Annotated in this window: 8 protein-coding genes and 3 pseudogenes; 5 read left to right on the top strand and 6 right to left on the bottom strand. The window is 59.9% G+C overall.

The window, feature by feature from the left end:
• Positions 1-212: 212 nt before the first annotated feature.
• From AC1DYD_RS40235 to tnpA, 3 genes are all read right to left on the bottom strand, one after another.
• Complete coding sequence (locus tag AC1DYD_RS40235) at positions 213-782, bottom strand: transposase domain-containing protein (protein ID WP_478178305.1); 570 nt, start codon at positions 780-782, stop codon at positions 213-215.
• Positions 783-855: 73 nt separating this feature from the next.
• Positions 856-1194, bottom strand: a complete 339-nt coding sequence (gene tnpB, locus AC1DYD_RS40230) for an IS66 family insertion sequence element accessory protein TnpB (RefSeq protein ID WP_478178304.1) — start codon at positions 1192-1194, stop codon at positions 856-858.
• The gene (gene tnpA / locus AC1DYD_RS40225; RefSeq protein WP_478178303.1) at positions 1191-1571 is read right to left on the bottom strand and encodes an IS66-like element accessory protein TnpA; all 381 of its coding nucleotides are present in this window, start codon (positions 1569-1571) and stop codon (positions 1191-1193) included. Before tnpA ends, tnpB begins: the two co-directional genes overlap by 4 nt.
• A gap of 293 nt (positions 1572-1864) precedes the next feature.
• On the opposite strand from tnpA, the gene AC1DYD_RS40220 reads away from it, so the two are divergent.
• The 3 genes and pseudogenes from AC1DYD_RS40220 to AC1DYD_RS40210 form a co-directional block, all read left to right on the top strand.
• Positions 1865-3331 carry a toll/interleukin-1 receptor domain-containing protein gene (locus AC1DYD_RS40220; protein WP_478178302.1) on the top strand — a complete coding sequence of 489 codons (1467 nt, stop codon included), beginning with the start codon at positions 1865-1867 and terminating at the stop codon, positions 3329-3331.
• 322 nt (positions 3332-3653) lie between these two features.
• Positions 3654-4505: a 4a-hydroxytetrahydrobiopterin dehydratase gene (locus AC1DYD_RS40215; protein ID WP_478178301.1), complete on the top strand. Its 852-nt coding sequence runs from the start codon at positions 3654-3656 to the stop codon at positions 4503-4505.
• 259 nt (positions 4506-4764) lie between these two features.
• Positions 4765-4940: pseudogene (locus tag AC1DYD_RS40210) on the top strand (IS6 family transposase); the annotation flags it as partial.
• A 489-nt stretch (positions 4941-5429) separates the two neighbouring features.
• On the opposite strand, the pseudogene AC1DYD_RS40205 reads toward AC1DYD_RS40210, so the two are convergent.
• The 3 genes and pseudogenes from AC1DYD_RS40205 to AC1DYD_RS40195 form a co-directional block, all read right to left on the bottom strand.
• A pseudogene (locus AC1DYD_RS40205) lies at positions 5430-6527 on the bottom strand (IS3 family transposase); the annotation flags it as partial.
• A 551-nt stretch (positions 6528-7078) separates the two neighbouring features.
• Positions 7079-9124, bottom strand: a complete 2046-nt coding sequence (locus tag AC1DYD_RS40200; protein ID WP_478178300.1) for a tetratricopeptide repeat-containing protein — start codon at positions 9122-9124, stop codon at positions 7079-7081.
• Between the two features lie 22 nt (positions 9125-9146).
• Positions 9147-10349 (bottom strand): patatin-like phospholipase family protein, encoded by a 1203-nt coding sequence (locus tag AC1DYD_RS40195; protein ID WP_478178299.1) that lies wholly within the window; start codon positions 10347-10349, stop codon positions 9147-9149.
• Between the two features lie 171 nt (positions 10350-10520).
• Between AC1DYD_RS40195 and AC1DYD_RS40190 the strand changes: the two genes are divergently transcribed.
• Complete coding sequence (locus tag AC1DYD_RS40190; protein ID WP_478178298.1) at positions 10521-10793, top strand: hypothetical protein; 273 nt, start codon at positions 10521-10523, stop codon at positions 10791-10793.
• Positions 10794-10830: 37 nt separating this feature from the next.
• Positions 10831-11014: pseudogene (locus AC1DYD_RS40185) on the top strand (IS110 family RNA-guided transposase); the annotation flags it as partial.

Here is an 11014-nt window from a genome sequence, read left to right as displayed (position 1 = left end):
GCAGAAACCCATCCACCATGTCCAGTGTCATGACGTCTTCGGTATCGACGTCATAGAGCAGGAACTGGTCGAGTTCGTTGAACTCGGCCTCGCTCAACGGGGTAAACGGGGTGGCCATCGATTGAACCGGATGTGGGAACGACCGCGATTCTCGCGCACCACCCGCCAATGACAAACATCCGATCACCCCGCGATCACTGCCCCAAAGGTCATCAGGGCACAAGGGACGTGGTCAACAGAGCGCTTACGTTCAGAGCCTTGGCGGTGGAGCTTCCTTCGGGAACTCGGCCTCGCTCCAGCCGCAGCCATGCATGCAGGTCTGCCCACAGTGGCTTCGCATCGCTGCTTCTTCTCGACAGCCGCTCGTCGCTCGTCAGCGTCGACAGTTCTCGCTCGACACGGTAGATCTCCGCGATGCGACGCAGCGCCTCCTCAGCGACGGCGCTCTTGGCGTCGCGGCTTGCCCTGGACGACGCGGCTGTGTCATCCGGCGGCGTGCCCTGCGCCTGCTTCAGCAGGGCCTCCAGAGCGGCCTCGTCTTCGGTCAGCGTCTCCTCGAACAGCCGGCGCTGCTCGGCGCTCATCGCCTCGACCTTCGCACCGAACTTCCAGGCCTTGTGCCGAGCCAGCTCGAACGTGAGTTTCTCGAGCTTGGCGTCCTTCAGGCGGATGTCCTGCGCTTGGCGCTGGATCTGCAGCAGCATCTGCTGAGCGAGCGCCGTGACCGCCTCGGGGGTCAGACCTTGGAGGTCTTCGTCCTTGAAGTTGCGCAGGTCCTGCATGGGTTCCCATCATGCAAGCCCGGCTGCTTCGCGTCATTGGGAGTTGAGCTGTGAACGCGCTCCTTGCGAAGGCCTATAGACGGGTAATCACAGTCATCTCTGGCAGGCGCTCCCAGGGCAGCCTCACCACCAGCGCATCGAACTGCGCCTGCGTCAATGACAGCGGGGTCGCTGCGCTGCTGTCGCTCGGCCACACGAAGCGGCCGGCATTGAGCCTTCGTGCGGCACACCACACGCCGAAGCCGTCGTGCACGAGAAGCTTGATACGGGTGGCCCGCACGTTGGCGAACAAGTAGCCGTGGTGCGCACGAACACTGCCGCGGGCATGCACGACGTGAGCCATCAGGCGCTCGGCGCCGGCACGCATGTCCAAGGGCTGGGTGCAAAGCCAGAGGGCGTCGATGCGGATCATCGCAACAACTCGCGCAGCCATGCTGCACAGTCGACCGCCGCCGAGACCGGCCACGCAACGCTGACGCTGAGGGCCCCGCGCTTGAACTCGAGTCGGATCGTCTCGGTACTGGCCGCCGCTCGCGATGGCGCCGGAGCCGCCGGCGGCGCAGGCAACGACAACTCGACAAACTCCCGCGCACGCTCGACAGTGGCACTTGCTGGAGATGGCGCGGGACTCGCCCCGCGGCCACGACGCCACTGATGCACGAGGTTATCGTTCAGCCCAAACGACAGCGCGACCGCCGCGACGGAAGCGCCGGGTTCGGCGCAGGCGGCCAGTACCTGCGCCTTGAACGCCGCGCTGTGCCAGCGGCGTTGCTTCGGATTGACGTCCATAGCTGTCCAGCTAACTTAGATGGACAGCATGGTCTCCGGCTCGCCTCTGATCTCAAGGTGGGGAGACTGGCCGCTTACTCTGGGCTTGCGGTCCAGCGCCTGGATGCCGGACGGATACGTTTGAAGGTCGTATTCGGGGGAAGACGGCAGGTGTCGGCACGCATCGAAGCGCCTTGAGGCAGCACAACCCCAAACAAGAGGTTGACCCTTTCCATCGGTTCCCACAGACTCATTCTTCCTGCGGTTGAAACGCCTACTGTGCAAGACAAAGCCGATGGCTGGAGGGCGATCAGGTGACTAATCCAAATCCCAACACCACCAATACGTTCATCAGCTACGCCCACGAGGACGCCATCGTCGCAGAGGAGATTGAACGGCAGCTCAAGGAGTTGGCGGGCAAGGGCAAGGGGAGGTCGCTCTTGGCGGCATTTCTCGACACCAAGAGCATTCCGCCGGGCTCCAAATTTAAGCCAATTATTGACGCTGCGCTCAAACAGACAGATTGGCTGATTGCGGTATTCACCGATCATCAAAGCGTCTATGTCGGCTACGAAATTGGCATCTACAGTTTTGAGAATCCGCACGATGGGATTCCGCTCGACAAAAAGCCCGTCATCTGCCTTCATGATATCGACCAGAACAAGCTACCAGGGGTGGTTGAAGGGTACAACACGACGCGCGCCACTCCGATTGAAACTTACGATGCCAAAAATCCGTTTCCCGCAGGTGAGGATTTCCAGGTATGGTATGAAAGCCCAGTCGGCATATTTCTGCAAACAGTCTGCAATAGCAAGAACCTTTATACCGCGAACGATAATCCAGCCGAATATGCGTCTGATATTGCCAAAGCGGCCAAAGAGATCTGTTACGCTTTCACACTTGCCCGTCGGGAAGAGCCGCTGTGGGAAGCACCCGTTCAGGCAGGACTGGAGATAACAATTTACCCTTCGGCCAATGAGGAATTTAAGCGCATCCCGGAAAACTCCGTCTTAATGGGATCAAGCCGCGCGTTCGACATCCTCGGCCTTCGTTTGCCCCTATCGATTGCGGGCGGCCAGCCGCCGCGTGTCTCTTGGGGTGAGTTAAAAGAGAAGCTGCTACGACCTCACCGTGCGAACATTCCTTGGATGGATAAATTGGAAATTAATGTCGCTCTTGCGGCGGCCTTGTTGTCGCCGGAACCGGACGACGTTACGCTGAAGGGCAGCGACGATAAAATTTATCGCGCAATTCTTACACGGCACAAGCTTTTCAAAAACGGCATGCGCCGATTCTACGTCTTCCTCGTCGAGACCTTCGATCGCAGATTTGTCGGCGACCAGCAGACCTCAATGCTCTTGATCGCGCTCACGTTGGCCTCGCGCTGGCGCTTCACATTCTTCGAAAAATGGCACGAGACACTGATGAAATTCGATCCTGCGCGCTCCGAAAAGGAGTTCCGGGACGCGTGTACGCAACTCGAGCACAACATGGAGTGGATGGAGCACGAAGGCGTTGAACTGGGCGCCGATAACGAAGACGCAATGGTGGCAGCCTTTGGGTTAGACAACAAGGCGCGCGTGCAACGCTTCTACACAGACTATTACAAGGTAAAGAACAAATTAGATGGTGAGCTACCAGAAACTTTCGAAGACTTGAAACCTGAGGCGCGCGAAAAAATCCGAGCGGCAATAGTCGAGTTCTTGACCTCTATCAAAGAGGACAACGCCGAGTTTCTCAAACTCTGCGTCGAAAAATATGCTGAGAAGATGCGGGAGTAAGGGTCCATTTGAATTCAGTGCTGTTGGCGCCGACCGAAAGCTGACCCCTTGGGGCTGCGGACAAAAACTTGGACTACCAGGAGGTAGTCCATGTATTCGTACGAAGACAGGTGGCGGCCGGGTAGCTGCGCCCAATCTTGAGAGCGGACTCGAGAAGTGCTTCGAAGCGTTTTGCCCAATTGGACATAATGTTTGCCCAAGATTTATCAGGCGCAAAAAAAATAGACTGGTGATTCTGTACCGTCTTGAGAGTCAGACCTGTGCCGAACGAGCTAGGTTCATTGGTGCTAATGAGGACGGATCGCTAGTTAAGGAGTGCCACGTGACGAAGCCCAATCTTTTTATCAGCTACCGGCGCGCCGATGCGAAGGATGCAGTTCGTGCACTGTATTTCCACTTGCGGGTTCGGTTCGGAATCAAGCAAGTCTTCATGGACGTGTCGTCGCTTGCTTCTGGAGACGTTTGGCCCGAACGGCTGAAGCGTGCATTGGATGTAGCGACCGTCGCTTTAGTTGTGATCGGACCGAATTGGCTCAAGGCCGCGGACCAATATGGACGCCGCCGAATCGATGCCGCGCAAGACTGGGTACGACTTGAGATCGATACTGCCCTGAAAACCAATATGACGATCATTCCGCTTCTGGTTGGTGGCGTGCAAGAGCTTCCACCCATCGAGGCCTTGCCCGAAGCCCTTGCGGCGCTTCACAACCATCATATGTTTGTTCTGAACGACAACAACTGGGAGAGTGATGTCTCCGGCTTGGCACACGTACTAGCGAACAAGTACGGATTTAAGCAGATCGACAATAGTGTCATGGCTCCTCTTGGTGACAAGAATGCGCGACCACTAAACGACGCGGAATTGGATGCAGCCTTGCTCACCTTGCCGAACTGGCAGCCGTTCGAAACCTCAACTCCACGGGATTACCCAAATACGCGGCATGAACTTCGGCGAGGGTATCGCTTTAAGAGTTTCAGGCAATCGATCGAATTTCTACAGGCACTTGTCGAGCCCCTGAACGAGCTTGGCCATCATCCCCGCATCGAGGCACAGTGGAAGACCCTGTTTGTCTACTTCACGACATGGGATATCGGAAACAAGATTTCTGAATATGACATAGCAGCCGCCGCACTCGCGGACCAACTGTATGTTCAATACATCACCCGCGCGTGAACACTGTTGGATCGTAGCCGCAGGGCTGGACGGCGTCACGCGATCCATTCCTCCCGGGAGATGGACCCATCTGATTCTGCTGACTCTTCGATTCGTTCGGGCGAACGCCGCTTGGAGCAGTTGCAACGTGGCGCACAAGGCCGACCTTATATTGCGGGAACGACTTGCTAGACATGTACGAGGACTTCTCAAGTCAAGGCATCTTTACTACAGCTTTCCGCGAGGCATTGTCACGTTGGCGGTGTCGTAAGCTTCCAGGATGGGAAAGAAGAAGTCGCTGTATCACGGTCATCGGTTCCCGGCGGTGGTGATCATTTCCGGTTTCGGTTGAGCCTGCGCGACATCGAGGAGTTGCTGTTCGAGCGTGGCGTGGTCCTCAGTTGCGAGACGATCCGGCGCTGGTGCGACAAATTCGGCGCGAGCTTCGCGCACCGCGCCAAGGTGCTCCGTCTAATGCTGCGGCTCGAAGAAGACCTCTCCTCCGCGTCTTCATCAATGCCGAACGACACATGCGCGACCTGGCACAAGACGTCAATCAGGCGCTCCGTGTTGCAGCGCGGCGACCTCCAAGCCTTCGAGGACATCGTCGACATTGATCTATTCGCCATAAGCCTCGCAACGGCGATCCGAGACTTGCTGCGCAGCTTGAATGAAGGTTGCAATACGTTCGTGTGGATGCGGGCCGCAGCGTATAGCCTGGTCAGGGCGCGCAAGGACTCCAGGCCCTCGAAGCGGCCATAGCCGACCAACCTGCGCACGATCGCACCATTCTTCTGTTCGACCCAGGCTTGGTCGTTCTTGCGGTAGGCGCGCGCTCGCGTGACCTCGAGTCCCTGCGCACGGCTCCATCCCACGACGCGCTCGTTCATGAAGACGCTGTCGTTGTCGAAGTCCCACGCCACGCATCGGGAAGGGAAGCAGAGCGCGGGCTCGATTGTAGAAGTCGATGTAGCGCCCGATTCCGCTTCGGGCCTGGCTCACGCTCTCGTAGGCATGAAGGTACACCTCCTCCTATTTGATCGAGCGCCACAGCCGCTCGATGAACACGCCAGCAGCCCTTGCCGTCCATCGAGACTCGGATGCCGTGATCGTGCAGCAGGCCAGTGAACGCGCTGCTGGTGAACTGGCTGCCTTGGTCGGTGTTGAAGATCTCGGGCGTGCCGTATCGGGTGATGGCCTCTTCGACGGCATCGGTGCAGAACTCGGTGTCCATCGAGATCGACACCCGCCAGGCCAACACCCGGCGACTGTGCCAATCGATCACTGCCGCAAGGTAGATGAAGCCTCGGGCCATCGGGATGTAGCTGATGTCCATTGCCCAGACCTGGTTGGCCCGGGTGATCGCAAGCGTGCGCAGCAGGTAGGGATAGATCGTGCGGCCGGGCGTCTTCTTGCTGGTGTTGGGCTTCCTGTAGAGCGCTGTGATACCCATGCGCCGCATCAGCGTGGTCATGTGCTTGCGGCCCACAGCGACGCCTTCGCCGCGCAAGAGATCGCGCAGCATGCGCGCTCCGGCGAACGGCAACTCCGGGTGCAGTTCGTCGATGCGACGCATCAGCTTGAGGTCCGCATCGCACACGGGTTTGGGCGCGTAGTACGCTGAGCCGCGGCTGAAGTTCACCAACTCGGCCTGGCGCCGGATCGGCAGATCGTGGCTTCGATCAATCATCGCTTTGCGCTCAGCATGCCTGCCTTGATGAGCGCGCCTTCCAAAAAATCATTCTCCAGCGCCAATTGACCGATCTTGGCGTGCAGCGCCTTCAGGTCGATGGCAGGCTCTGGCGTTGCCTGCTCGCCGCCGAAGACATCGGCTGCCCGACTGAGCAGTTGGTTCCTCCAGTCGGTGATCTGGTTGGGGTGCACGTCATGCTGCTGCGTCAATTCGGCCAGCGTCTTGTCGCCGCGCACCGCTGCCAGCGCCACCTTGGCTTTGAATGCCGCTGAGTGCGTGCGGCGGGTCTTCTGCTCATGTTCGCTCCAATCAACACAGGCGAGGTCCTCGCCTTCAGGAGCAGTTTCCACCCTTATCGAGCTGTTCAGTTTTCTGGGGCCAGCTCTCAACGCGCATGGCGCTCCAGTTGGAACAGCCGGCTGTGGTATGCCGCGCACACGCAGCGGCCAGAATCGCAGAACCTGACTCGCATCGCTCGCAGGGTGACAGAGGCTCTCGCTCACGTTGCGCCGGGAGATGCCGAGCAATCGCGCGAACCGCTTGACGTTGATGTCAAGCAGGCCCTACGCCATCGTAGGGATCGATCGGACAGTCACTCAGCTGCGCCACCACGAGGTGCCCTGGCAGCCGATTCATATGAGCGACTTCCAAAGTATGCCGATCACCAACTCATACGGCTCGAGCCAGCTCCGCTGAAACACGAGAGAGCCGGCCGCGCCAATCTGAACATGGTCTAAAGTGGAACGGCTGCTCGATGGGCGAGGATAGAGCCCGGCATGACAGGAGCAGAAGCTGAGCAGAAGCGCCGCCGGTGCCTACCATGGAGGTGCGTCTTGCCGCACAGCCGAGGCCGATGTGCTCAGGCACCACGACACCTTCGTCATGAAGGGCAGCGTTCTCCTCAATTTTGCGAGCGTGCCTCCAGAAGTTCACGCGCGTCGAGTTCGACAGATTTGAACCCCCACCTTGCTGCTTCAGCAACCAGATGACCCGTTCCTCCGGGTCCATTCGCCGCGCGCGCGCGGTTGTACAAGGCGACCAACGTGAGATCGGGAGATCCCTTTGCGATCGCGTTGAACATCATCCACAGGTTGTTGCGCTCCCAGACGTTGTAGTTCGGCTTGTCGGTCAGCCAGCGCGGCAGCTCGGTGGATTGCTGGAGCACTCTCGGCGGCGAGCGCGCTAGTAGCGAGCGGTAGCGGTCGACCCAATGGGCGCCGGCGTGCTGTACCGATTTGACCTCGAACCTCTCCGGTGGAAGAAGCAGGTACACCTCCGTCTTCGCTCCAAGCTCCGAACAGACTTCGTGAAACAGGATGTCCCCGCCGCACGCGGCTCCCGCCATGCCGAGAAACGTACTCGTGTGTCCGTTCAGCTCGCGCTCAACCGCGTCTTTGATCATCGCGCGCGCCTTCGCCTCCGCTTCCGCGGTCCGCGGAAAGCGTTGCAGCTCCTTCGGCTTGTCGGGCGTGTCCACCATGTGCCCGGTAAACAACACGACGCGGGTCGGCGGGCCACCTGCAACATGCTTCGTCGCAATGATCTGGTCAATGGCTTCGAGGGCCGCACCGACGCCGGGCTCGAAGACACCAAGCCGGCTGTAGATCGCGATGTTTCGCCGCGTCGCTTCGAGATTGAACCGATCGGCGTTGGTGAGCGCTTTGCGATATTCGCTAGCGACGCGCTGCGGGCGTTCCGGAGCGGTCATCATCACGAAGTCCGCCCGGCTGCTCTGCGCCCAAGGGTCCTGATCGCCCTCGCGCCGCCCCATGACGTCGTCCATCTCCAGCGCCAGACAGATCAACGAGGTCAGTCGCTGTGCGAGCGCCTCTCGCTTCCTCAACGCCTCGGCGGCCGCTTCGTCGTCGTCGAACAGATCGACCCAGACCTGCGGGGCGCGTGCCGCAAGCGCAAGCTGCGTCTTCAGAAGCCCGAGTGCGTTCGCAGCGGCGTAGTGACCGTTCAGGTTCAGGTTCGCAGCCTTGAGATAGAGCATCAGCATCTGCTCCAGATGCGGCGACCGCAGTGCGTAGGCCACGGTATCCGATCCCCCACATCCGTTGAAATCCTCGATCCAGCGGGACTTCTCGTTGCTGCCTTGGAGCGCAAAAGCCTCGGCCTTGTTCAGGACACTCGGGTTATCGGCGAGTACCCGAGCGATCGCCTGGTCGGACCGCGTACGGAATTCCGCCGCCCGGTCCGGCTCGCGAAGAACAAGACGCTGGTAGATGGTTCCGAGCTTCAGATTCGCCTGCACGTCCTGCGGTGCGACTCGCCGCAGAGCTTCAAAAGTCTCGCGTGCGCCGGGGAACGCGTACAGCTTCAACTGCGCATTACCGATCAGTCGCAGGCCCTCCTGATCCCATTCGAACGAGGCCGCTTCGTTGGCGAGGAGGCGCAGGTCACCCCGCGCGCGCTCATTGAGGGCGATCTCGACTTCCTCACGAAAGTCGAAAGGAACCGCAATGAGTTCCCCGCGTCCGTGGGCGGCCAGCTTCGGCAGCAGCGCGAACACGGGACTGTCATGCTCGATCGAGGCTAGCGTCGAACGGAGCGCTTCGACCAGCTTGTCGACACTTGCGGCCGGGTTGCTTGCGTCATACAAGAAGTACCGATCCGTCTGAAGATCGAAAGGGTAGGCGTGGTCGGTCCTGCATCGCAGCATGAAGGTGTGCCCTGGCCGCAATGCATGCCGAATGCCGAGTTCATAGAACGCGTTGGCGTTGTGGATCGAAACATCCGCGATGACGAGATCGGAGGCGACGATCATCCGGAACATGTCCTCCCGGATGTTGCCCTGCTTGCTGATCAACCCGGTTGTGCCTCCGCTGATTGGGTTCTCGGGCGAATCGAGTCTCTGGAGTGCGGCCTGAATGAGCTCCGCATCGACGCGCTCGAAGTCGATGGCTTCCTTGACACCGAAAGGGCGAATGACGAAAACTCGCATGGCACATCCCTGCTCGGCCGCGTCAAGGCACAGCGAAGTGCTCCGGCTTCACGAACCGCTGCGCTGCTTCGATTCCAATGGCTTCGAGGTTCCGCATGTTTTTGGGCTTGTCCATCTTCGCAAGCTCATCGAGTTCGGCCTGGCCCTTCTCGATGCCCAGCTTTTCTTTGAACCAAGGCTGCTCAAAGTGAACGTTGTAGCGGTGGTAGGAGAGGCAGGGCGCGCCGCCTGGATGACAGCCTTCGAGCGTCCCGATTTCACTGTCGATCTCGCGCGCCGTGGCACTGTGCGACATCCACTGCATCATCGTCTCGACCAAATCCGCGCAGTCTTCGAGGACCGAACTCAGCGCCTTGATGCCATGCGCTGCGGCCAAAGATTGGATGCCGCTCGACAAGCCGAGCGTCCGGTTTGCACGGCCGGTACCGACAGATGTCACGGCAAGCTTTTCCTGACCCATCGTCCAACCGAAGCCATAGCCGGCGACGGTTGCCGTCAGAACAAGCTGCAGTGATGGATTGTTGGCAGTGCTTACGCCGCCGTCGACGAATTCGCCGCGAACCTCGGGCAAGCTCCGTGAGCGGTCGGCGGCCTTGATGACGATCGACTCAGGGTCGAAATAAGTCGGTGCGGCGGTGCTGGCGCGCACGACGGACCAAAGCGGATAGTCGCGGTTGGCGACCGTGTTCGAGCCCTCTCTTGCGGCGAAATATCGCGCCTTAGGATGGTTTGTCAGCGGCCATGGACTGCCGGTGTCGAGCCGCTTGCTCATGACCAACAACCCGGTTTTGAAATCGCTCGATCCTAGAGTGCGGTCGCCGAAGACACCCTTCAACGCAGTGGCAACCTTGTCGGCGTCATAGCGCTGATTCAATACGCCGAAACTCAGGAGTCCGGGCTTGAACACGTCCTCTCCGAGCGCGAAGTAGTGCTCCCGAATCTCCACCACCGACATCCCGAGCGACAGACCCGCAGCGATGATCGATCCTGTCGACGTGCCGCCGATGAGGTCGTAGTAGTTGCTCAGACGGAAGCTGGGATCACCGCCCGTCTTTTCGCGGAGGATTTCCTCGATCCTCTTTAGAATCGCCACGGTCAGCACGCCTCGAAGGCCGCCGCCATCCAGTGCCAGGATGCGCTTCGGCGCGATTGATGGATCCAGGTGTTGCGCAAAACTTCTGCCGGCCATGGCACTCCCTTTCGGGTTGTTGCGATCGGTCGACATCGTACCAGCTGCTCGCTGGGTCCGAGGGACTGCCCACGCTCGGCATCAACATTTCTGATGAGCCTTTGCGAGGAAGTCGCAAGTGTGTCCGGCTAAGCTGACCGCGCCGAGCGTCGTGGCGTTGGCGATGCTCCGCACTGCGGATTTTCTGGACGTGGAGAAAGTAGCGCGATGGCCGTCGAGAACTGGGATGTCTTCATTTCATACCGGCGCAAAGATGCCGCCGCATTCGCACGGTGGATCCGCCGGCGCATGCTCCGGTTCCGACTTCCGGCCGAGATCGTCGAACGGCTCTCTCCGGAAGCCGCAGCCCTGCATGCGCGCAGGCCGCAGATCTGGCTCGATATAGCTTACGAGCGGCCTTCAGACGATTTCCTGCTGCAGAAGGTGTTCCCTGCGTTGGACACCGCGCGCAGATCATGGTCGCTTCGCCATGGCCCGTGATGCGGTGCTGACCTTTGCCGCGACGCTGACCAAGGAGGACGACGTCGTGCTGGAGGCGACCGGCAACACGGCGGTCATCGTTCGGCTGCTGACGCCCTTCGTACATCGCGTGGCCATCGCCAACCCGATGCAAGTGCGCGCAATCGCCTGGGCCAAGGTGAAGACTGACAAGATCGACGCCGCGACGCTCGCCCGCCTGCACGCGGCGCAGTTCCTGCCCG

It is taken from the genome of Variovorax sp. P4_B11, assembly GCF_056402355.1.
The sequence above is the reverse complement of the archived record's forward strand: the minus strand, read 5'-3'. Positions and strand labels throughout refer to the sequence as shown.